Source organism: Aestuariirhabdus sp. LZHN29, assembly GCF_049985285.1.
GTDB lineage: Bacteria > Pseudomonadota > Gammaproteobacteria > Pseudomonadales > Aestuariirhabdaceae > Aestuariirhabdus.
Genome location: NZ_JBNIEU010000002.1, coordinates 741,085 through 764,575, shown reverse-complemented (window position 1 = coordinate 764,575; position 23,491 = coordinate 741,085). Strand labels below are relative to the sequence as shown.

20 protein-coding genes are annotated in these 23,491 nt (G+C 55.4%); 2 read left to right on the top strand and 18 right to left on the bottom strand.

What is annotated here, in order from left to right; translation table 11 throughout:
- The first annotated feature begins 103 nt into the window (after nucleotides 1-103).
- A complete protein-coding gene (locus ACP3PW_RS10345; RefSeq protein ID WP_426416613.1) occupies nucleotides 104-709 on the top strand; it encodes a trimeric intracellular cation channel family protein in 606 nt (201 codons plus the stop codon).
- Between the two features lie 208 nt (nucleotides 710-917).
- Here ACP3PW_RS10345 and ACP3PW_RS10340 read toward each other — a convergent pair whose 3' ends face one another.
- The 3 genes from ACP3PW_RS10340 to ACP3PW_RS10330 are packed head-to-tail and all read right to left on the bottom strand — an operon-like array spanning nucleotide 918 to nucleotide 5,055.
- Complete coding sequence (locus ACP3PW_RS10340; RefSeq protein WP_426416612.1) at nucleotides 918-1,907, bottom strand: NUDIX domain-containing protein; 990 nt, start codon at nucleotides 1,905-1,907, stop codon at nucleotides 918-920.
- Complete coding sequence (locus ACP3PW_RS10335; RefSeq protein WP_426416611.1) at nucleotides 1,885-2,355, bottom strand: DUF697 domain-containing protein; 471 nt, start codon at nucleotides 2,353-2,355, stop codon at nucleotides 1,885-1,887. The genes ACP3PW_RS10340 and ACP3PW_RS10335 overlap by 23 nt, the downstream gene beginning before the upstream one ends.
- On the bottom strand, nucleotides 2,356-5,055 hold the full coding sequence (locus tag ACP3PW_RS10330) for an ATP-binding protein (RefSeq protein WP_426416610.1): 2,700 nt from the start codon (nucleotides 5,053-5,055) through the stop codon (nucleotides 2,356-2,358).
- A 92-nt stretch (nucleotides 5,056-5,147) separates the two neighbouring features.
- Between ACP3PW_RS10330 and tsaA the strand changes: the two genes are divergently transcribed.
- Complete coding sequence (gene tsaA / locus ACP3PW_RS10325) at nucleotides 5,148-5,876, top strand: tRNA (N6-threonylcarbamoyladenosine(37)-N6)-methyltransferase TrmO (RefSeq protein WP_426416609.1); 729 nt, start codon at nucleotides 5,148-5,150, stop codon at nucleotides 5,874-5,876.
- Between the two features lie 8 nt (nucleotides 5,877-5,884).
- On the opposite strand, the gene ACP3PW_RS10320 is transcribed toward tsaA, so the two are convergent.
- From ACP3PW_RS10320 to mtnA, 15 genes are all read right to left on the bottom strand, one after another.
- Nucleotides 5,885-6,946, bottom strand: a complete 1,062-nt coding sequence (locus ACP3PW_RS10320; RefSeq protein WP_426416608.1) for a hypothetical protein — start codon at nucleotides 6,944-6,946, stop codon at nucleotides 5,885-5,887.
- Nucleotides 6,943-7,470, bottom strand: a complete 528-nt coding sequence (locus tag ACP3PW_RS10315; RefSeq protein ID WP_426416607.1) for a GNAT family N-acetyltransferase — start codon at nucleotides 7,468-7,470, stop codon at nucleotides 6,943-6,945. The genes ACP3PW_RS10320 and ACP3PW_RS10315 overlap by 4 nt, the downstream gene beginning before the upstream one ends.
- Entirely contained in the window at nucleotides 7,467-8,303 is an 837-nt protein-coding gene (locus ACP3PW_RS10310) for a 3-keto-5-aminohexanoate cleavage protein (RefSeq protein WP_426416606.1), read from the bottom strand. Before ACP3PW_RS10310 ends, ACP3PW_RS10315 begins: the two co-directional genes overlap by 4 nt.
- Nucleotides 8,304-8,491: 188 nt before the next feature.
- Nucleotides 8,492-9,394 carry a formylglycine-generating enzyme family protein gene (locus tag ACP3PW_RS10305; RefSeq protein ID WP_426416605.1) on the bottom strand — a complete coding sequence of 301 codons (903 nt, stop codon included), beginning with the start codon at nucleotides 9,392-9,394 and terminating at the stop codon, nucleotides 8,492-8,494.
- 256 nt (nucleotides 9,395-9,650) lie between these two features.
- Entirely contained in the window at nucleotides 9,651-10,340 is a 690-nt protein-coding gene (pyrF, locus tag ACP3PW_RS10300; protein WP_426416604.1) for an orotidine-5'-phosphate decarboxylase, read from the bottom strand.
- A gap of 116 nt (nucleotides 10,341-10,456) precedes the next feature.
- Nucleotides 10,457-11,638 carry a lipopolysaccharide assembly protein LapB gene (gene lapB, locus ACP3PW_RS10295; RefSeq protein ID WP_426416603.1) on the bottom strand — a complete coding sequence of 394 codons (1,182 nt, stop codon included), beginning with the start codon at nucleotides 11,636-11,638 and terminating at the stop codon, nucleotides 10,457-10,459.
- Nucleotides 11,638-11,955: a LapA family protein gene (locus tag ACP3PW_RS10290; RefSeq protein ID WP_426416602.1), complete on the bottom strand. Its 318-nt coding sequence runs from the start codon at nucleotides 11,953-11,955 to the stop codon at nucleotides 11,638-11,640. The genes lapB and ACP3PW_RS10290 overlap by 1 nt, the downstream gene beginning before the upstream one ends.
- Nucleotides 11,956-12,082: 127 nt before the next feature.
- Nucleotides 12,083-12,376: an integration host factor subunit beta gene (gene ihfB, locus ACP3PW_RS10285; protein ID WP_426416601.1), complete on the bottom strand. Its 294-nt coding sequence runs from the start codon at nucleotides 12,374-12,376 to the stop codon at nucleotides 12,083-12,085.
- A gap of 266 nt (nucleotides 12,377-12,642) precedes the next feature.
- A complete protein-coding gene (rpsA, locus tag ACP3PW_RS10280) occupies nucleotides 12,643-14,322 on the bottom strand; it encodes a 30S ribosomal protein S1 (protein ID WP_426416600.1) in 1,680 nt (559 codons plus the stop codon).
- Between the two features lie 152 nt (nucleotides 14,323-14,474).
- Nucleotides 14,475-15,170: a (d)CMP kinase gene (gene cmk, locus ACP3PW_RS10275; protein ID WP_426416599.1), complete on the bottom strand. Its 696-nt coding sequence runs from the start codon at nucleotides 15,168-15,170 to the stop codon at nucleotides 14,475-14,477.
- A 3-nt stretch (nucleotides 15,171-15,173) separates the two neighbouring features.
- On the bottom strand, nucleotides 15,174-17,402 hold the full coding sequence (locus tag ACP3PW_RS10270; RefSeq protein WP_426416598.1) for a bifunctional prephenate dehydrogenase/3-phosphoshikimate 1-carboxyvinyltransferase: 2,229 nt from the start codon (nucleotides 17,400-17,402) through the stop codon (nucleotides 15,174-15,176).
- Between the two features lie 6 nt (nucleotides 17,403-17,408).
- Entirely contained in the window at nucleotides 17,409-18,500 is a 1,092-nt protein-coding gene (pheA, locus tag ACP3PW_RS10265) for a prephenate dehydratase (protein WP_426416597.1), read from the bottom strand.
- A 4-nt stretch (nucleotides 18,501-18,504) separates the two neighbouring features.
- On the bottom strand, nucleotides 18,505-19,587 hold the full coding sequence (serC, locus tag ACP3PW_RS10260; protein WP_426416596.1) for a 3-phosphoserine/phosphohydroxythreonine transaminase: 1,083 nt from the start codon (nucleotides 19,585-19,587) through the stop codon (nucleotides 18,505-18,507).
- A gap of 60 nt (nucleotides 19,588-19,647) precedes the next feature.
- Nucleotides 19,648-22,215 carry a DNA gyrase subunit A gene (gyrA, locus tag ACP3PW_RS10255; protein WP_426416595.1) on the bottom strand — a complete coding sequence of 856 codons (2,568 nt, stop codon included), beginning with the start codon at nucleotides 22,213-22,215 and terminating at the stop codon, nucleotides 19,648-19,650.
- Nucleotides 22,216-22,392: 177 nt separating this feature from the next.
- Nucleotides 22,393-23,487: an S-methyl-5-thioribose-1-phosphate isomerase gene (gene mtnA / locus ACP3PW_RS10250; protein WP_426416594.1), complete on the bottom strand. Its 1,095-nt coding sequence runs from the start codon at nucleotides 23,485-23,487 to the stop codon at nucleotides 22,393-22,395.
- Nucleotides 23,488-23,491 lie beyond the last annotated feature (4 nt).

Sequence of the window (23,491 nt, the reverse complement as noted above, 5' to 3'; positions counted from 1 at the left end):
TGCAACCAACAACCTCCGGCGGGAGGTCCGGCGCGGCCATTCTACGGATGACGGTTCTCCCAATAGCTTCTAGAATAGTCCGATTTACCCACAGGAAGACCCTATGCTCTATTGGCTGGATCTGTTTGGTACGGCGGTATTCGCGATCTCTGGCTGCCTGATCGCAGGCCGGCAACGTATGGACCTGTTTGGAGTCATGGTCGTCGCGCTAGCTACCGCTATTGGCGGCGGCACCTTCCGCGACCTGATTCTGGGGGCAACGCCCGTTTTCTGGGTGCGTGACCCGCTCTATATTCAGATAGGCATGGCGTCTGCGCTTACGGTGTTCTGGGGCGCTCGCCGCATCAACATTAATCTGTCCGAACTGAAATACGCCGATGCGCTAGGTTTGGCGGTATTCACCATTATTGGCACCCAAAAAGCGCTAGACTACGGTGCCGGGGTCACTATCGCTATGATGATGGGGATAATGACCGGGGTGATGGGGGGCATGATCCGCGACCTGCTCTGCGGTCAGGTACCCATGGTGTTGCGAAGCGAGATCTATGCCGCCGCATCGATGGTTGGCGCCGGAGTCTACTTGTTACTGCTGGCCATGCAGGTTTCACAGGAGGCGTCCATGCTGCTATCGGCGCTGGTCACACTCGTTATCCGCGTACTGGCCATTCGCAAGAACCTGTCGCTACCTACATTCAGGTTTCATGGCTGATCAGGACTCAGCACGGGAGCAACGGGCACCTGGAGGGGCGCAGTGACGCAACAGGCGAAGGAGCGCAGCTAACGGCCCGTACATCCTGTACATAAAAAATGGCAGACCGGGGCCTGCCATCAAGTCAACACGTGCGGGTGTCGATAGGTACGCTGTGAGTTTACTGCAAGCAACATAACAAGCAATGGGGCAAAATGTCGCAGCCCCCCTATTGTCGGCGCCTAGCCAGCATACAGCTCCAACGCTGGGACTGCCCGCGCAGGAGGCTCTCCCCCTCCCACAGATCGATGCTTTGCAGTAGCCCCTCGCCCTGTAGAAGCAGGCCAAGGGAGTGGGGGGTTTGATCGCAGAAAAATCGCCCCTTGCTGTCTATTCGCTCACCCTGGCCTGATTTGAAGGAGGCAAAACAGATTCCGCCCGGCACCAGAGCCTCTGCAATACGATGAAACAGTTCGGCCAGATCCGCTTGGGGGCAGTGAAGTAAGCTGGCACTGCACCAGACACCTTCGTAGGCCTGCTGGGAACACAGCTGCTGGGCCTTCATCACCGAAACCGGCAACCCTGTTAGCCGGGCAGCCTCCGCAACCATCGCCGCTGAAGCATCCACTGCGGTCACTCGATACCCACAGGAGGAAAAATAGAGGCTGTCACGCCCGGAGCCGCACCCAAGGTCCAAAATACGAGCATCCGCAGGCAGGTAAGATAAAAATCGTTGGTAATGCGGCCCCATGGAAAACTGTCGGGTCTCCTGCGCGTACGCTGCGGCGTTGACGTCGTAATACTGCAGGGAGCGACGCTGTGGCCATAGGGACTGGTATCGTTTCACGATAGCAATATCCGCAGGAGCCCAATCGAGCGACATCAACGCTTCCGGGACCTGCCAACAGAGTCGATCATGGTCGATCCTCTGCGGTTCACCCCGCACAATTCGTGCAGCGTACGCGTGCAATATGATCCGTTTATCGCGGTAATCGTAGGGGCTGGAAACGATGTGGTCCCCTATCTCGCATTCAATCGCCAGCTCCTCCCGAAGCTCCCGCCGCAGGCATTCGCGCTGGCTCTCACCCGGCTCCAGCTTCCCACCGGGAAACTCCCACAAGCCGGCCAGGGGATCGCCTGGCGTGCGGCGTGCCGCCAATACCTTGCCATCCCGCTCGATAATGGCCGCCGTCACCTCAATGACCATCGCGGTGTTCAACCTCTGTTTTGACCCCGTCGACCCGCCTCTCGGGCTTCTGGAAAAGCTGCCCGCTTTGGGTTAAAAGCTGGCGACGAATATTCGCCATAGCAGGCTCTTCATCATCGATAAAAGGCAGCGGACGGCACAACTTCATCGCCTGTAAACCTAGTCGGCCGGTTAATACCCCTGCGGCCATCCCTTGACCGTCCTGATAAAAAAGTTCCAGACGTCTCACTGACATTTCGTGTTGATTGCGGTCGTGGCCTCGATCCAGCGCTCTGTAGATCTCCTTTCCCGTGCGTTTTATCATTCGCTGGCCGGAGCCGATCAACTCTATATCTTTCACACGCTGCCCCCCCCAACGCCGCCCGACCCCGGATGCCAACCGTTGTAGATAGTTCCGTTCAGACGGGCAACAACCGACAATAACCGCCCTGCCTTCGCTGGAGGAAAACACGGGGATCATTTACTCTTTCCCGCTCTTCAATTGAGTCGATAAACGTTGAATCGCAACAAGATCAAACTCCATCAATAGCTGATGCAACTGCGCAGCCAGCTGATGCTCAGCCTCACCCATCTCGGCTAATTCCAGCTCCAGCTCGCGCAACGCTTCGATATCACCAAACTCGGCCGCGCGCTGAATGCGTTCCACCAAACCTGCAGGCAGTTCAATCGGATCCGACACGACCGATACAGAAGCATCAATCGCTTCGGGGAGTGATAATTCAAGATCATATTCCACCCCCATGTGCTGCTGAATTTTTCCAAAAAGCTCCGACGCCCTAAATGGTTTCCCTATAAAATCATCAAACCCGTAGTCTTGCAGTCGATCAACAAATTCTGGAAATACCGATGCCGATACCGCAATTACTTTGGTGCCATTTAACGCTTCCGAACGCCGAATAATTCTCGCCGCTTCAGTTCCGCTCATGACAGGCATACGAATATCCATCAGCACCAGCGGCACAGGCGTATGTTCGAGGTAGTCAATAGCTTGCTGGCCGTTATTAACCTGAGCGGTGTCGAATCCAGCCTCATGGAGTAACCGTGACAAAATATCACGATTTGTTTCCTGGTCGTCGGCAATTAAAACGCTTAACTGCTGGCCCGACTTAAGATGCGGTGCTTGCAGGCGTTCGTCCACCAACTTTAGCTGCGACTGGTCATCCAGTTCACGCAAAGGCACCGTAAAACTGAAACAGCTTCCCTCGCCCTCGCGGCTTTGTACTCGCAAACGCCCTCCCATCAGCTCGCACAACCGACGGCTTATCGCTAGGCCCAACCCTGTTCCTGAATTTTGATGATCCGTATCCGCTTGTACGAACGGGTCAAATATAGAGTCAAGCTTGGCCGCCGGAATACCCACCCCACTATCCTCTACGCTGAACTCCAGCACCTCCCGATCGGGGTAGTCACGAACTTTCAGTAACACATGCCCCTTCTCAGTAAATTTGATCGCGTTCCCCAAAAGGTTTATCAGAATTTGACGTAATTTAACCTCATCGGCAGCAATAGTGAGCGGAAGATCTGCTGCGATATCCAACTCGAACTCCAACCCCTTGCCGTGAGTTCGTTGACGGATAATATCGCTGACACTATTGATAAGGTTCGACAAATTTGTAGGTGCCACCTCCAGCTCCAACCGACCACTTTCGATTTTGGAAATATCCAGCACATCATTGATCAGGCTCAGTAGATGCTGGCCACAGTTTTCAATACCGCGCAGCGCCTGGCGCTGGCTCTGGTTGGCGCTTTTGTCCCGCAACAATACCTGCACATACCCCAACACACCGTTTAACGGGGTGCGCAATTCGTGACTCATATTTGAGAGGAACTGGCTCTTGGCGCGATTCGCTTGCTCGGCCGCCTGCCGTGCTGCCCTTAACTCGGTATCGATCAGCTGCCGGCGACTGGCCATATCATTAATAACGCTGGCCACAACATCCCCATCGCTGCGCTCTCCCATGCGTTGGCTGAAATCACCTTCGGCAATAGCAATGCAAACCCGGCTCATCGCCTCATTCGCCTCAATCAGTTGCCCATAGCTCTGAAACATATCATCGACTTCATCACCCCCCGCTTCCCGCGGGCGCGGGCGCCGAATCTTACCCTTGGCCAAATCACGCAACAGGGTTGCCATCTCGCTGATGGGATCGATCACCGGCTGGATCAACAGCGACAAAACCAGCATCACCAGGATCAGGGTTGCGACACCGATAATGCCGGTAAAGTGGCTCAGTGCACGCGAGCTCTCCAATACCGAGGCCATGGGTACGCCCACAACGAAAGCCCAACGAGCCTCTGCCAAACCGACCCTAACCGGGGTGTAGATCTTTAAAATATCCTGCTGCAACGATGAGGAAAACACGACCTCTTTATAGAGCTTATCCTCTAAAAGATTGGAGCGCGCTCGCTGGTACAAAGGGTCGTCCAGCAGGTTCTCACCCACCAGCGGCAGTTCGCTGTGGGCGAAGAAAACACCCTGATCGGATATCAGGCCCGCATACCCCTGATCATTGACCCGCGCTCGAACCACCTGACTTTGCAACAGGCTGGCATCGAGATCTATACCCACCACCCCCAGAAATCGATCATATTCGATAATGGGAACCACCAGACTGACCAGCAACCGGCCGTCGGCGTAGGCACTGTTGCGATCCGGCTCAAAAATTACCTCCTGGCGCCCCTGCTTGATCCGGTTATAAAGCTCACTGCCTACCAGGTGATCCGTCGGCATCCGCACAATCAGGTTGGTACGCAACTGCCACGCCGGGGCGAATCGGCCGTTGGCATCATGGCCAAGGGAACTGGCGTACTCCAGATCACGCCCATCAAAAACATCGGGCTCCCAGACCGACCAAACCGATGAAATATTCAGATCATCCTCAAAGGCACTGATCAGCATATGATTGGCCAGCTGGCGGTCCAGGTGGCCACTTTCAATAATCTGCAACATCGCCGCGCGCAGCATATGTGCCTTGTACAACCCGTTCTGCAACACTCCCTGTACGACGCGACTATTTCCCAGTGCTGTTTGCTGGGCAATTTCGTAAGCCTGTGCGCGGGCGGTCGCGCTGGATTTAAGCCCTACCAGAAGGGCGGTGGTGATAAAGGCTGCCAGAATAACCGCGCAAACGATGATTACGATTTTGGCTTTTATTTTCACGCAGCTATCCGTCCCCTGATAAATTGTTAGAATGCCCGCTGGCTGACGCCATTTCCACTGTACCTTAACCCACGGGAACCTCTTTCACCGCTGTGAGCATAGCATCCGTTACCTTTAAGCCGATAGGTATCATCCACTCCTGCTTCCGGCAGAAGTTCGGTATTCCCCGCCAACCCGGGCTGGTTAATGCAGCACGTGGGAAACTCGAGCTACTGGCCCCCTATAACCGGCGCGAGGCACTGGCGGGACTCGAGGGGTTTAGCCACCTTTGGATCCATTTTATTTTCCACCAAACGATGGATGAGGGCTGGCGCCCGACCATCAGGCCTCCACGTCTGGGCGGAAAAAAACGCATGGGCGTGTTTGCCACGCGCTCAACCCACCGTCCCAACCCACTGGGGATGTCGGTGGTTCGTCTAGAGGGCATTATTGAAAGAGAGGGGCGCGTGTTGCTGGAGATATCCGGCATCGACCTGCTGGATCAAACCCCGGTTGTGGACATTAAACCCTACCTGCCCTATGCAGATATCATTGCGGATGCCCGTGGAGGCTTTGCACCCGAGCCTGGAGCAGGCACTCCGGTACAGTTCACGCCCGCAACGGAACAGTTTTGCGCCCAATACCAGCACCGCACCGAACGAGAGCTGAAGCCGCTGATCGAGCAGATCCTCCAGCAGGACCCTCGACCGGCTTACCTGCAGGAAAACCCGTCGCGTAGCTATGGTATGTATCTGTGGGAGCTCAATATCCGCTGGCGTATTGAGCAGGGGGCTTTCGTGGTCTATTTGATTGAAACAACCGAGCCAACCACTACGGAATAGGCCGTTCGTTACACCAGTCCCGCACGCGCGGCATAGTAATCGCAGTAGAGCGCCCAGGAACGTTCTACGGTTGCCTGTAGATAGTGGGAGACCCGTTCATCCGGCAGACCGATATCCGGATAGGGGTTTGCCTCCCAGATGACCAGTTCCCGGTTGGCGTCATAGCTGTAATCGAAAGCGGCAACATCAAACTCCAGCGCTCTCGCTGCACGGGTAAAGAGATCGGCTTCAGGGACCGTGCCCGATACGTAGGCCAACTCCTCCTCCTGCGCCTGTGGATCACGAATGCGACCTTCCGGGCGCACCTCCCAATGACTGGCACGCATCAAGTGCCGGGGCATACCCTGGTGACCGACCTGCAGATAGCGGTACTTGCGAAAATATCCATCGTCATCCATCACATCGATGTATTCCATCGCCACCCATGCGGCAGGATCCGACTTCCATCGCGCCCACCCCGTGTCGATATCCTTTCGCTCATCCACTCGCTGCATACCACTTCCGTGACCGTAACGTGGCCGCACAATCAATGGATACCCTAAACCGGCAAGGGATTCAGGAAACTGCTCATCGAGAACCGCCGAACGTGCCACCCGTACCCCGGCAGACGATAGTCTCTGCATCATGCTCACCCGCTCGGAATGAGACAATACACGAGCAGGCTGAACGACTTCGCCACCGCTGGACCTCACCTGCCCCTCCAGCTCACCCAGCTGACGCCATAACTCCGGATCCCGCTCTCGCACCGGGTCCTGTACCCAGGCATGAAGCAGGGCAACATTACCATGCTCGCGGGCCTGACATGGCATACGGTCGAGGCGTACGTGTTGCCTGAGCTGTGGCCGATGAACCCGCATCCAATCGAGTAGGCAGCGATAAAAATGATCCTGCTCCAGGCTTTCGCTAACAAATAACAGTGTTGGGGTTGCGCTGTTAAAGCGGGCATTTTCCTGGCGGTCGAGAGATTTCAAATGCGCTCGCTGGCGCTGCCGTAACCATCCCTGCCAACGCCACTGCAACCCCTGCTGCAAGCGGGTCGCCAGCGCCGGTGCCTGCATCACACCACTCATGCCAGATCCAGGCGCATGATATGAAAATCAACACCGGGAAAGCGCGGATCGGGAGGTGCCGAGCCATAGTCGACCCAGCCCCGGGGGATCAGCAACCGCTGCATCGACGGGGAGGACTGGCGCACCGCATAGCGAACCCCGGCGTCGTCCATAGCACTATCTTGCTGATCGAGCAGCAGGGAAGCATAACCGTGCTTCCTATAGGCCGATAATACTGCCACCCGTGCGGGGGCACCAACGGGCCCCTCCCCCTCAAGTCCCGCCGCAATATAAACCTCCGCCTCGTCGACATCCAGCAAGCGCTCGTGAATCCCAAGGGAGGCCGAGGCAATAATACGGCCCCGCTCTCGCACCACCCAATGCAGGCGCAAATGATCGTGGGGATCACTCCATTGTTGGGAGGGAAACTTTGCAGGATCTATTCCTGCATCGCACCAGGCTTCGAATCGAAATCCTGCCAGCTCATCCATGTCGGTAGATCGATACGGCTCGATTGCCAACGCCTGGACCGCGAGCGAACTCATGCTGCTTTCACCAAGGGCAGTTGCAGCAGGGTCCGAACCTCTGCACTTGAGGCCGGTTCACGACCCATCGCCCTCGCCACACTCACCACCCGTTCGACCAGACGCACATTGGAAGCGAGATCCCGTTTGGTGAGCGGGTCCATCCAGATATTGTCCTCCAACCCAACTCGCACATGGCCACCCATTGCCAGAGCCAGGCAGTTCATCTCAAACTGATAGCGGCCGATCCCGGCCCCGGACCATATCATGCCGTCCGGAAGCGCGTTCACCACCATCGACAGATTAAAACCTCCACTGCCCAGGGTACCCAGGGAACCCAGTAGTATGTTGGCGTAGAAGGGCGGCTTGAGCTCCCCTCTGGCAATCAGGGTGCGGGTATAGTCCACCATCCCAAGATCGAATAACTCTATTTCGGGAACGATCCCCCGTTCACACATCTTACGAGCAAGCCCCACTATGGTTTGCGGGGCATTCACCGACGGCTGCTTGGGAAAATTAAGCGAGCCCATGGTTAAGGAACCCAGATCGGGTCCCGCATCGAGCACCTGGGCACGTTTATCCAGCTCACTCACCGTGCGACCACTGGTAGAACCGCTGATAATGACCCCCGGACACGCCCTGCGTACTCCAGTAAACAGCTCCCTGAAACGCTCCAGCTCGTAGGCGGGCTCGCCATCTTCATAACGAATGTGCAGGTGCAATACCGACGCACCAGCGGCCACAACGCGCACCGCATCAGCCACAATTTCATCAGTCGTTAAGGGGACAAAAGGGGTGTCGTCCCGAGTGGGGACCATGCCGGTAAGGGCCGCATTAATAATCACTTTATCCATGAAGCGCTACCTCTTAACGCTACAAACGGGAAAAATAGAGCGATCTACTGCCAACTACTGCAAAGGGCAGCAATTAACAGTCCACCATTACTTTTGCTAATTAAAATAAATAGTTACAAACACGAAATCATCAAAAACAAGACTCGTCGATCGAGTATGTAAAATTTACAGACACCTCAACAGCGGACTCAGATGGGCATATCGCCGCCATCACGAACCACTCGGAAACCTATGTCGTTGAGTGGACGCTCGGGTAACCACCCCTCTCGATTGGAGGCACGTACGCTCCAGTCACCTTCGTTCCAGGAGCCGCCTCGTATTACCCGCTTGCAACGCTCACCACCACTCACCGCCTTTGGGTAATCCCTGAAGTGCAGTGTATAGGCGTCGGCCTGATAGCAATCCTCAACCCACTCCCACACGTTCCCCAGGGTGTGATAGAGACCGAAACCATTGCTGTCTAACGCCCTGGCCGGTGCGGTCGCTGAAAACTCTGTGTCGCACTGAGGCCTGCCACAGTTAACGTGCTCGCTGACCATTTGATTGCCCCACCAATAGCGGGTGATGGAGCCAGCCCGGGCACCGTATTCCCATTCCGCTTCGGTGGGAAGCCGATAGGATCTCCCTGTGATCTCCGATAACCAACGGGCGTAAGCCCGGGCCTGCTGCCACCCGATACAAACCACAGGATGCTCTTCGCCCTGATCAAACCCGGGCGCACGCCATCCCTGCTGAATATCACCAGAAAACCGGCCTGCTACGAAGCCCCCACAGCGGGGTCCGGAAGAGTGATCCGGATTGGCCGCAATAAAGGCGTTATATTCTCGGCGCGTCACCTCGCTCACCGACATCGCCAGAGAGCGCTTGATAGTGACGGAAAATGGCACCCCACCGGGCCCGCGCTCATCGCTGTGACCGTCTCCGGGAAAAGCTCCCATATAAAAATCGCCAGCTGGCAAACGCACCATCTCTGGACAAACCTGACAAGAAGCACCATTTTTAAGCAGATCGTGGAAGGGGTAAGGTCGAAGCAGCTCTGCCCCGTTGCTCCCCAGCGGCAGCATCAGCAAACACAACAAAAAGAATCTCATTGGAACCTCCGCGCAAGGACTACGGCGCAGCCAGCAAGGAGATCGTTCGTCAACCCGATAGCCGATCACCCAACGCCGCTGGCAAGGAGATTAGCGCCAAAATGAGTATAGACAGGGACAGGAATAGTTACCCGGAGGTAGTCCCCTGCTGGAGTCGGGGTAAGCACAGGGAGCCCGGCAGCGGGAGATCAGATCTTGCAGGGTATCCATCGGATTCCGTGCCCGCCCAGTACGCTTTGTGGCGGCAAAACCACGCCTAATTAAGGGACGAAAGAATCGCGTCCAGGGCGTGGGCAGGATCATCGGCCTGGGTGATGGGGCGACCAATGACCAGATAACTGCTTCCCATCGCCAACGCCTGCTGTGGCGTGACTATCCGGCGCTGGTCACCCTTATCGCTATCAACAGGTCGAATGCCTGGCGTTACCAGCGAGAAGTCATTGCCCAGCTCCTCCCGCAACATGGTCACCTCCTGCGCCGAGCAGACCACCCCATCGAGGCCACTGTCCCGGGTCAACCGAGCCAAACGACGAACCTGATCGAGGGGATCGATATCAAGACCGATATCAGCAAGGTCCGGCTTTTCCATACTGGTTAATACCGTCACCGCGATCAGCAGGGGATTTACCCCGGCACGCTGTTCCAGCACTTCGCGGCACGCTGCCATCATGCGACGACCACCGCTGGCATGGACATTGACCATCCATACGCCAAGCTCTGCTGCGGCTTTAACCGCTTTCGACGCGGTGTTGGGAATATCATGAAACTTGAGGTCAAGAAACACCTCAAACCCGAGTTTGTGCAACGCCTCAACCACTCCAGGTCCTGCACAGGTAAACAGTTCCTTACCCACTTTCAACCGACACCGGGCAGGGTCCAGGCGCTGCGCCAGGGTAATCGCGGTAGCACTATCAGGATAATCAAGAGCAACAATAATCGGTGACATCGGGAGGTCCGTAAAACAGTGGAAAGCAAAGGTTGCCTGACCTGGGTTGGCCAACCAAGCAACGACGGGAAGCCAAATAGTACAAGTCAGGGCTCGGCGCTATTGTAAAGCCAGCCTTACTGGCCCTCAATACCCCGTATGGGTTTTACCGTCCCCCACTCCTTACAACTTGGGCACTGCCAATGCAGCTCTTTACCGCTAAAACCGCATTGTCCACACCGATACACCGGCTTACTGGCAATAACCCGGGCTACCAGATTGGCCAGCAAACTCAGGTTTTCCCGACTACTGCCCTCCAACTGCTCCAGATGAAGGTCGATCAACCCGTAAAGCCCCTTCAGGGAGGGGCGCCTGACTAACTGGTTAATAATAAATCGGCCCGCGCGATCGTTACCCTGTGAGCGGTGTATGCCCTCCGCCAAGGCCAGCATGACGGCAGTGGAGGGGTGCTCTTTAAGGCAACGCGTCAGATAACCATTGATCGACTGAAAGCGACCCAATTTGCGATCAACCTTGACCAGCAGGGGTATCGACTCCGACACAAACTCTGGGTCTTGCTGGGCGATTCGCTGCAGGGACTTGTTCGCCGCCCGATAATTGGCTTGATCATACTCCATGCCCCCCATCAACAAACTGGCCCTGACCGAATCACGATCCGTATCGAGCGCCTCACGTAGCTTATCGCGAGCATCGTGATACTCCCTCCGATCGAGGGACTGCTGAGCCAATTCGCAATAAAAGTGTGCCATTCGATTGCGGTAATAGGCTTCCCCCTTACCCAACAAACGGCGCGCGACATCGATCGCCCGCTGCCACTCTTTCTCCTGCTGATAGATATCCAATAGCAACGCCAGAGCGTCGAAGCGGATGTTGTTTTCGGCTTTGGATATATCCCTTAACAAGGCTTCGGCACGATCAAGCAGGCCCGCCGACAGGTAGTCCCTGGCCAACTCAAGCTGCACTCTCAAGGACTGCTGATAACTGAGACTGGGTTTGGCCAACAATCCCTGATGAACCTGAATCGCTCGTTCTGTCTCCCCACGCCGCCCGTACAAACGACCCAGGGTGATACGAGTCTCGAAGGTCTCGGCACTGTCACTGGTAATATCCAGCGCCCGAATGAAGGTCTCAATCGCCTCGTCGGGCTGATCATTGAGCAGGAAATTGAGGCCGACAAAATACTCCTGAGAAAGATTCTCAGCCTGTTTCCGACGCTTCCTTTCCCGGTCGATGCGCCCCAACGCATAACCAATTGCAATCGCTGCGAGCAGTAGTAGCAGCAATCCCCACTCCGGCATCAGTCCGTTCCTTTGATGACGCTCTCATGAAGGCTCTTCAACTCGGCAGTTCGTCGCGCGAGTTTTCGACCCAGGCTCTTATTGCGCATCCACAGACGCGATACAGCGAAAGATGCGGACACGACTCCAAGCAGTCCGCCGACCACAAACGCCAACAACAGATACCACGCCAGACTCCCGTCAGGAGTTTGGTAACCAAGGTAACTGATGGTGACCAGGCCGGCGTTGGAGGCGACAAATTCCACCGCCATTACCAAAATTAGTAGGAGAACCGCTGCAAAGAACAGCCACTTCAGCCATGTGATCAATGATTGCATTTGCCCCCCGAACCGACGGTCAATTTCTACAAGATAATGAACCGATAACCCTCAAAGCCATCGGATAGCGAAATTATAGGAGGTGGACGCCGCAAAACAAACCGCGCAGCCGATATCCCTGTGTTGGTTATTGCTCCTGCAAGCTCAGGTTCACCCGCTCGCGAAGCTCCTTTCCTGGCTTGAAGTGGGGCACATACTTGCCTTCCAGACGAACCGAATTCCCCGTTTTGGGGTTACGACCAATACGAGGTGCTCGAAAGTGCAGGGAAAAACTGCCAAACCCTCGAATTTCAATTCGCTCACCTACCGCCAGGGTCTGGGACATCTGCTCGAGCACGGTCTTAATAGCCAGCTCCACATCCTTAACGGACAGCTGCCTTTGCTTCTCTGCGATACGTTCGATTAGTTCCGATTTGGTCATTTTTATCCTTGCCCCTTCTCACGGATGCTTTAAAAATAGCCAATCGCTATAAATAAATCAAGTAACTGTTTGATTATTAAGGACATATTAACGTTATTTGGATGAGGTTCGCTCACTCTGACGCTCGATAGCAGAAAATCGCACAGAATATAGCCAGCCGGGGAAAAATTGGCCGAACAGAACTGCTCGCATACTGGCCAGCGAGCGCCCACCAGTAACAACAAAAAAAGGCACCCGAAGGTGCCTTTTTATCAACAAGGTGTCACTTAGTCCTTGTTGTTCATCTTCGCCTTGATCAGGTCACCGATGGTGGTCGGACCGGCAGGAGCGACTTCCTGAGTACGCAGCTCTTTCATTGCTGCTTTCTCATCGGCATCGTCCTTGGCTTTGATAGAGAGGCTGATCACACGGTTCTTGCGATCTACGCTCACGATCTTGGCCTCAACGGCGTCGCCGACTTTCAACACGTTGGTCGCGTCTTCGACACGATCACGGCTAATTTCAGACGCCCGCAGAGTACCTTCAACTTCCTCGGCGAGAGTGATGGTAGCGGCCTTAGCGTTCACTTCCTTCACAACACCATTAACGATGGCACCCTTCTCGTTGACCGCGGCAAAGTTGGAGAATGGATCGTCTTCCAACTGCTTAATACCAAGAGAGATACGCTCACGCTCAGGGTCGATGGAGAGGATAACGGTTTCCAGCTCTTCGCCCTTCTTGTAGTTGCGTACGGCTTCTTCGCCAACTTCGTTCCAGGAGATGTCGGACAGGTGCACCAGACCATCGATTGCGCCTTCCAGACCAATGAAGATACCGAAGTCAGTGATAGACTTGATGCTACCGCTGATCTTGTCGCCCTTATTGAACTTGCTGGAGAACTCTTCCCATGGGTTCGCTTTACACTGCTTGATACCCAGGGAGATGCGACGACGCTCTTCGTCAATATCCAGAACCTGAACACCAACCTCGTCACCCACCTGAACAATCTTGGATGGATGAACGTTCTTATTGGTCCAATCCATTTCAGAGACGTGTACCAGACCCTCAACACCCTCTTCCAGCTCAACAAAGCAGCCGTAATCGGTGAGGTTGGTTACGCGGCCCGTAGTACGAGCACCCTCTGGGAAACGGTTCTTAACGGCAACCCATGGATCTTCACCCAGCTGCTTAAGGCCGAGGGATACACGATTACGCTCGCGATCAAACTTGAGTACCTTAACGTCGATCTCATCGCCAACGTTAACGATTTCGCTCGGATGCTTAATGCGCTTCCAGGCCATATCGGTGATGTGCAGCAGGCCGTCAACGCCGCCAAGATCAACGAACGCACCGTAATCGGTAAGGTTCTTGACGATACCCTTGATCTCTTGACCCTCTTGCAAGGATTCGAGCAGGGCGTCACGCTCAGCACTGTTCTCGGTCTCGAGTACGCTACGACGAGAAACAACAACGTTGTTACGCTTCTGGTCCAGCTTGATAACTTTAAACTCAAGCTCTTTGCCTTCCAGGTGAGTGGTATCACGCACAGGACGCACGTCAACCAAGGAACCTGGCAGGAAGGCACGGATGGTATTAACATCAACAGTAAAGCCGCCTTTGACCTTGCCGTTGATAACACCCTTAACAATTTCTCCGGCTTCGCATGCAGCTTCAAGTACTTTCCAGGACTCTGCGCGCTTGGCTTTCTCACGGGACAACTTGGTTTCACCAAAGCCATCTTCAACCGCGTCCAGCGCTACCTGTACTTCGTCACCGACCGCAATAGTCAGTTCACCGCTGTCACTCAAAAACTGCTCGCGCGGAATAACACCTTCGGACTTCAGGCCCGCGTGAACGGTTACCCAGTCGCTGTCGATGTCTACTACCAAGCCGCTGATGATAGCGCCTGGTTTCATGTCGAGGCCTTTTAGGCTCTCTTCAAAAAGGTCTGCAAAGCTTTCGCTCATTGTGATTCCTGTTAGTAAAAGTCTACGGCGTTCCAGCGCTATACAAAGCCCTGTTCGGCCTCCACCACACTGCCAGCGTGAGGGGTCAAATAGCAAAAGGGTGCAATGCCGCGTCTCTGGCGCTACGGCTTTGCACCCCCGGTAGGCGACTGCTAGATCAAACCGCGCTTGGCGACTTCACTCAACACTCGCTCGAGTACTTCTTCAATAGTCAATTTGGTGCCATCCAGTAACACTGCATCTTCTGCAGGCTTAAGGGGCGCCACGGCACGATTGGTGTCGCGCTCGTCCCGTTCCCGGATATCAGCCAAAAGGCGCTGAATGCTAACATCAATGCCCTTTTCTTGCAACTGACGACGGCGACGCTCGGCCCGGACTTCGGCACTGGCGGTCAGGAACACCTTAAGGGGTGCCTGAGGGAACACGACGGTACCCATGTCGCGCCCATCGGCAACCAGCCCAGGCTCTTCGGCGAACGCTTGTTGGCGCTTTAGCAGAGCGGTTCGCACCGCAGGTTGGGCAGCAACTTTGGAGGCAGCGACACCGCACTCCTCTGTACGCATACTTTTGCTCACCACCTCCCCCTCCAACACTACCTGAAGCCCATCGCTCTGCGCAGTAACAAACTGCACATCGAGGTGCTCTGCCATCACCCGCAGCGAATCTTCATCGTCCAGCGCAACATTATGGTTTTGCGCCGATAACGCCACCAGCCGGTACAGGGCTCCGCTATCGAGCAGATTCCAGCCCAATTTCTGCGCCAGCAAGGCACTAATGGTTCCCTTTCCTGACCCACCGGGACCGTCGATGGTAATCACCGGGACCCGGCTGCTTGATTCTTCAGTCATAACTTACTCTTCTGTGTGCAATTGAAAGCCGACTGACTGGGCCAGCTCGACAAAATTGGGGAAGGAGGTGGCTACGTTTGCACAATCGCGGATACGGATCTCTCCGCTGGCGCGCAAAGCCGCCACAGCGAAAGCCATACCGATGCGGTGATCACCATGGCTCTCCACCTCACCACCGCCGATCTGCGCGCCCCCCTCAATCTCGATTCCATCGGGACGGGTTGTAAGCTTCACACCAAGGGTTTCGAGGCCATCGGCCATTACCTGTATCCGATCACTCTCTTTAACCCGCAACTCTTCGGCGCCTTTGAGCACCGTGCGCCCTTCCGCGCAGGCGGCGGCAACAAAAAGCACCGGGAACTCATCGATCGCCAGCGGCACTTGATCTTGCGGGATTTCGATCCCTTTAAGCTGCGCCGAGCGCACACGGATATCCGCCACCGGTTCACCGCCCACCTCACGTTCGTTTTCCAGCGTCAGATCTGCGCCCATCTGGCGCAATATATTGATCACCCCGATGCGAGTCGGGTTGATGCCAACATGGGTAATCAGCAATTCAGAGTCGTGGGCGATACTGGCGGCTACCATAAAAAAGGCCGCCGATGAAATATCACTGGGTACCTCTATATGGCACCCCTTAAGGGAGCCCCCACCACGGATCGTCACCCTGTTTCCTTCAACGGTCAGCGGATAGCCGAAACCACCGAGCATGCGCTCGGTATGATCCCTTGTTGGTGCCGGCTCTATCACCCGGGTTTCACCGTCGGCATACATACCCGCCAACAAAAGACAGGACTTTACCTGGGCACTGGCCATCGGCATCGAATACTCGATACCCTTGAGTGGTAAACCACCCCGAATATTCAACGGGGGACGCCCCTCACTCTGGGTATCAATCACAGCCCCCATCAACGCCAGGGGGTTGGCTACTCGCCCCATGGGGCGCGACGAGAGCGATTCATCACCGGTAAGAGTGGTGTCGAATGCCTGCCCCGCCAACAATCCGCAAAACAGGCGCATAGCGGTACCCGAGTTACCCAGGTAGAGTGGTCCCGGCGCAGGTTTGAGACCATGCATACCCACGCCGTAAATGGTGACTTTACCCTGGTGAGGTCCCTCAATAACAACCCCCATATCACGGAAGGATTGAAGGGTCGCGAGGCTATCCTCCCCCTCCAGAAACCCTTCCACCTCGGTAACGCCCTCGGCAAGGGAGCCCAACATAATTGAGCGGTGGGAGATGGATTTGTCACCGGGTACGCGGATCTCTCCGCACACAGCGCCGCCGGGTCGAGCAATGAAACAGATATCCTGTTGGGTCATGGGTTCCATATAAGCCTTTCGAGATTGCATCTTTGTAAAATGGTCACGCGCCACTTTGGCACGGGTAAATACGCCCAGCATGTACTGGCCGTTTTCCGATTCGATCGCCGTGCGCAGCTTATCGAGATCTAGGGTAAAGTCGCGCAATGCACGCAGCACCGCGTCCTTGTTGGCGATAAAAATATCATGCCACATCGTTGGGTCGCTGGCGGCAATACGGGTAAAGTCGCGAAAACCGCCCGCAGCGTAACGGAAGATCTCCTGATTGTCTCGCCCGGTTGCGAGGGTATCGACCAACGAAAACGCCAACAGGTGCGGCAAGTGACTGGTGACAGCCAGCACCTCATCATGGCGCTGCACATCCATCTCCAGCACTTCAGCGCCCGTCGCCCGCCATAACGCCTTAACCACCGCCAGGGCACCGTGGTCAATCATGGCGTGGGGAGTCACCAGTACCTTGTGCCCACAAAACAGCTCCGCTTGCGCGGCTTGTATTCCACTTTTTTCAGAACCGGCAATGGGGTGGCCCGGCACCAGTAGCGGTGGAATTTCACCAAAAGCCACCTCGGCCGCTTCCAGCAGGGAGCGCTTCGAGCTTCCCGCATCGGTGATGATCTTGCCATCGAGATTAAAATGCGCCAACTCCAGCAACACCGACTCCATGCTCAGGATTGGCACCGCCAGCATAATAATATCAGCTTCGGCGACCGCCTCGCCCAAATGCTCCCGGTAATCGTCAATAACCCCCTGAGCCTTGGCAATACGAAGCGCCTGGGCATCCCGGTCACAGGCCAATACCTGCGCACAGATACCGGCATGGCGTACCGCGCTGGCAAAAGATCCACCGATCAACCCCAAGCCGATGACCAGCAAGGTGCCAAAACGGGGCTGTTCAGAGGGAGTCGTCATCGTCGACTACAGCACTGCCTGCGGGTAGGAACCCAGTATTTTCAGATCAGAGGCCGTCGCTCCTACCTGCTTCATAACACCGGCTATGCGGGGCTCATCCACATGGCCCATAAAATCGATAAAGAATACGTAATTCCAAGTACCTGTATTAGAGGGGCGGGTTTCCACCCGTGTCAGGTCGACCTCTGCACTGCGAAACGGTTCCAGCAGGTCGTGCAGGGCACCCGGCTGGTTGCGCATCGCCACCATGATAGAGGTCTTGTCCGCCCCGCTTTCGGGGACTTCCTGGGTGCCGATAATCAGAAAGCGGGTCGAGTTATCGGGTTGATCCTCGATCTTTTCTGCTATTTTCTCCAACTCATACAGCTGCGCTGCCATATCGCCTGCGATCGCCGCGGAATGCCACTCGCTTTTGATGCGCCGCGCCGCTTCGGCGTTGCTGTTGACCGCAATGCGCTCCACATTCGGATAGTGAAAATCGAGCCATTTACGACACTGGGCGAGCGATTGCGCATGGGAGTAGATCCGAGAAATCTTATCCTTACGGGTGGTTTCTGAAACCATCAAATGGTGGTGAATGCGCAGCTCGACTTCACCGCAAATTTTTAGCCCCGATCCCAGAAAGTTATCGAGGGTATGATTGATAACACCTTCGGTCGAATTTTCAACCGGAACCACGCCATAATTAACAGCCCCGGCCTCAACCTCTCTAAACACCTCGTCGATAGAGGACATCGGCACCGAAATGGCTGAATGACCAAAATGCTTTAACGCAGCCGCCTGAGTAAAGGTGCCCTCGGGCCCAAGAAAGGCAACCTTTACCGGTTGCTCAAGCGCCAAACACGCCGACATGATTTCACGAAACAGACGGGCCATCTCTTCGCTATTCAGGGGCCCGGAATTGCGCTCCATCACTCGCCGCAATACCTGTGCTTCCCGCTCTGGGCGATAAAACAGGGTACCGCCTTCATCATCGGTCTGTTTTACCGCTGCAACTTCCTGAGCACAGGAAGCGCGCTGGTTAATCAGCTGCTGTATATTCGCATCGATGGAATCAATTTTTTCACGCAGGGTTTGTAGCTGTTGCTGTTCAGACATCGGCCTATCCATACTGTCTTTCAAATTCGTTCATGTAATCCACCAGCGCATCAACCGCCGCTTCGGGAACCGCATTATAAATACTGGCTCGCATTCCGCCCACCGAGCGATGCCCCTTCAGGTTAAGCAAGCCACGCTCTTCGGCTCCCGCCAGAAATGCATCATTGCACTCCCCATCAGCCAGAACAAAGGGCACATTCATCCGCGACCGGTAACGCACATCGACCGGGTTACTGTAGAAACCACTGCTATCGATCGCTGTGTACAGCTTCTGCGCCTTACGCTGGTTGAACTCAGCCATAACGCCCAATCCACCCTGCTTTTTTAGCCACTTAAACACCAGCCCGGCTAAATACCAGGCATAGGTCGGGGGAGTGTTCAGCATCGAATCATTATCGGCAATCAATCGGTAGCACATTGTTCTGGGCACAACCGACTGTGCCTGATCCAGAAGATCCTCACGCACAATCACCAGAGTCAATCCGGCAGGGCCAATATTCTTCTGCGCACCGGCATAAATTACCCCAAAGCGCTCAACATCCAGCGGCTTTGAGAGCAGGGTAGACGACATATCCGCCACCAGTGGAGCCGTAGAAAATGACGGTATATCGTGAACTTCAAAACCGCCGATCGTTTCATTGGGGGTATAGTGAAAGTATGCGGCATCCTCGCTCACCTGCCAGGCATCCTCAGCCGAAATAGTGTAGCAGGACGCAGGGTGACCATCGGCGACTATATTAACCTTACCAAAACGACGCGCCTCGATAATCGCCTTGCTAGACCACAACCCGGTATTAAGATAATCCGCCTTGGCTGACCTACCCATCAGATTCAGAGGCAAGGCTGAAAACTGCGCCGTCGCCCCCCCCTGAACAAACAGTACTCGATAGTGGTCGGGCACCGCTAACAGTTCTCGCAGGTCGTTTTCTGCGTCACGGGCAATCGCCTGAAAATCGTCACTGCGATGACTCATCTCCATCACCGATAAGCCACGCCCCTGCCAATCAAGCATCTCCTGCTGCGCTTGTTCAAGCACCTCGGTTGGCAAAGTGGCCGGTCCGGCACAGAAGTTATAACGTCTGCTCATGGTGTCTCAGCGTTACCCTAACGGGAGGGATGGCACCCGGCTTGGGGTGCCACCGAGCCGCTATTCGTCGGCATCATCCTCTTCGTAATCGGTTTCCTCAGGTTCGTCGATACGCTCCAAACCGACCAGTTGCTCATCTCCAGAAAGCTTGATCAGCCTAACGCCCTGAGTATTGCGACTCTGCAATGACACCTCATCGACGCGGGTACGAACCAGGGTACCCTGATCGGTAATCAGCATGATCTCTTCACCATCGACCACCTTGGCAGCACCGACCATCTCACCGTTACGCTCGGTGGTTTGCATCGCGATGACGCCCTGGCCACCACGACCTCGCAGCGGGAACTCACTGGCCAGGCTGCGCTTACCAAACCCGTTAAGGCTGGCGGTCAGGATCTGGCTGTCCTCTTCGGGAATAATAAGCGATATCGCTTTGAAATCGCCATGCAAGCGAATACCCCGCACACCGCGTGCCGTGCGGCCCATGGTGCGAACTTCGGTTTCGTTGAAACGAATCGCCTTACCCGAGTTACTGAACAGCATTACATCTCTCGAACCGTCGGTGATCGCCGCTCCCATCAAGGTATCGTCATCATCCAGCGCGAGGGCAATCAAGCCACTGCTGCGTCGACGGGCAAACTGCTCCAACGGCGTCTTCTTAACAGTGCCGTTGGTAGTTGCCATAAAGACAAAGTTACCTTCTGTGTATTCCTCGACGGGGAGTATCGCAGTGATACGCTCATCGGCCTCTAACGGCAGCAAGTTAACCAGCGGGCGCCCTCTGGAGGTACGACCCGCCTGGGGAATTTCATAGACCTTGAGCCAGTACACTTTGCCCCGGCTGGAGAAACACAAAATCTGGGTATGGGTATTGGCCACCAGCATATGTTCGATGAAGTCTTCATCCTTAACACCACTGGCCGACTTACCTCGCCCGCCACGTTTTTGTGCCTGGTATGTATCCAGCGGCGTTGTTTTGGCATAACCACTGTGAGAGATGGTAACGACCATATCCTCTTCGGTGATCAGGTCTTCAACTGTCAGGTCTCTACGAGAGCTGATAATTTCGGTCTTACGCTCGTCACCGTACTGCTCCAGCACGACCTCTAGCTCCTCCCGAATCACCTGCAGCAGGCGCTGGGGATCAGCCAGTATATTCATCAATTCAGCAATCTTGTTCAGCAGTTCTTTATATTCTGCGATCAGTTTTTCGTGCTCAAGCCCGGTCAGGCGATGCAAACGCATCTCCAAAATAGCCTGCGCCTGCGCCGGAGAAAGGTAATACTTTCCGCCGTCCTTAAGGCCGAACTGCTCTGGCAGTTCATCGGGTTTGCAGGCATCGGCTCCCGCCTTTTCCAGCATAGCCAGCACATAACCGCCATCCCACGCCGTCTCGATCAAGCGCTCTTTGGCCTCTTGCGGGGTTGGAGACTCCTTGATCATCTTGATCACAGGATCGATATTAGACAATGCGACTGCCAGGCCTTCCAGCAGATGCCCTCGCTCACGGGCTTTGCGCAGTTCATACACGGTGCGGCGAGTAACCACCTCGCGACGATGGCGCACAAAGGCTTCAAGCATCTGCTTGAGATTGAGGATACGGGGCTGGCCATCAACCAAGGCCACCACATTGATACCAAAAACCGTTTCGAGCTGGGTTTGAGCGTAGAGGTTATTGAGAACCACCTCGCCCACTTCACCGCGGCGCAGCTCGATAACAACACGCATACCATCCTTATCGGATTCGTCGCGAAGCTCGGAAATTCCTTCGATTTTCTTATCTTTCACCAGCTCAGCGATCTTCTCAATCAGACGCGCCTTATTCAGCTGATAGGGAAGCTCGTGAATGATAATGGTGTGCTTATTACGTTTTTCGTCGATTTCGACTTCGGCGCGAGCGCGAACATAGATACGACCGCGACCAGTGCGATAGGCCTGCAAGATTCCCGCCTTACCATTGATGATGGCACCGGTGGGAAAATCAGGCCCAGGGATATACTCCATCAAACCGTCAATATCGATATCGGGGTCGTCGATCAGCGCCAGGCACCCCTTAACCACCTCTGTCAGGTTATGGGGCGGAATATTGGTTGCCATACCGACCGCAATACCCGACGAGCCATTAACCAACAGATTCGGAATACGGGTGGGCATAACGGCAGGAATCAGCTCCGTACCGTCATAGTTCGGCACGTAATCAACCGTTTCCTTATCGAGGTCTGCAAGAATATCGTGGGCGATTTTCTCCATGCGAATTTCGGTGTATCGCATGGCAGCAGCGGAGTCGCCGTCTACTGAACCGAAGTTACCCTGTCCATCCACCAGCGTGTAACGCATGGAAAAGGGCTGGGCCATGCGCACGATAGTATCGTAAACCGCAGAATCACCATGGGGGTGATACTTACCGATAACATCACCGACAACACGGGCGGATTTCTTGTAGGGCTTGTTCCAGTCGTTATTTAGCTCGCTCATAGCAAACAGAACACGACGGTGCACCGGCTTTAGACCATCACGCACATCGGGCAAAGCACGACCCACAATGACACTCATGGCGTAGTCGAGGTAAGACTGCTTCATCTCGACCTCAATATTGACCGGCTGAATTTCTTTGGCGATTTCACCCATTACGGATCAGATTCCTTTTTCTGTGCAGGGACTGCACCCGAATTGCGTCACGGCACGACCCAGTCGTAGCGCCCGCCACACAGCCCCCAAATAGCGATAATCAAAGACGCGCAATTATACCCGACACGCCTATCCCTGTATATGTTAAGCACTCTTAACCGTATGATTTATAACCAGCTATCCGTTTGATCCCGAACCACTCAAGGGGCCCGAATCCCTGGCCATCAATTGCTCCATTTTCTGGCTATCGGGCTGCTCCACAACCCCCTTTTCCGTTACCAGCAGATCGATCAGTTCGGCAGGGGTAACATCAAACACCGGATTGGCCACCGGGCAGCCCTCAATGCCTAGCAACTGATTACCATAACGCAGCAGCTCGTCGCCGGTACGCTCCTCTATTGGAATCTGTGCTCCACTGCTCAAGCTCATATCGATGGTGGAGGTAGGTGCCACCACCATCACTCGCGCACCATGGTGCCGGGCCAATATAGCCAGGCCATAGGTGCCAATTTTATTGGCGGCATCACCGTTGGCCGCCACGCGATCGGCGCCGACCACCACCCAGCTTACCCCCTGCTGGCGAATAAGGTGGGCAGCAGCGCCGTCGGCGTTAAGTACCGCAGGGATGCTTTCTCGCAGCAACTCCCACGCCGTCAAACGGGACCCCTGTAGCCAGGGGCGGGTCTCATCCATATGCACTCGCGCAAGAATCCCCGCCTTCCAGGCACTGCGAATCACCCCCAACGCCGTTCCGTAGCCACCGGTCGCCAGTGCACCGGCATTGCAGTGGGTCATCATTACGTGCGGACCATCCCCGGACAACTTACGAATCGCGTCCACACCCAGGCTTCCCATGCGTTCGTTATTGCGCCGATCAGCCTCGTGGATCGCTATCGCCCCCTTTTCGGCCAAAGCCAGCGCCCGGGAACCCTCCGTCTCCCCAGCAACCAGGCTCTGCATGTGATCCAACGCCCACATCAGGTTGACCGCCGTTGGACGACTCTGCCGCAAACACTCAACATCCTCCTCGACGTTTTTGCGCCAACCCGGGCTACCTTCATGACGGGCAATCGACAACACGACCCCATAGGCTGCGGCAATCCCGATCGCCGGCGCGCCCCGCACCACCATATCGGTAATCGCTGCGGCCACAGCCGGGGCATCGGCGTAGTCCAGATAACACTCTTGTGCAGGTAACAATCGCTGATCAAGCAGGCGCAGCCTGCCAGCACTCCATATCACGGCATCACACCGCTGCTCCTCTGGGGTCAAAACA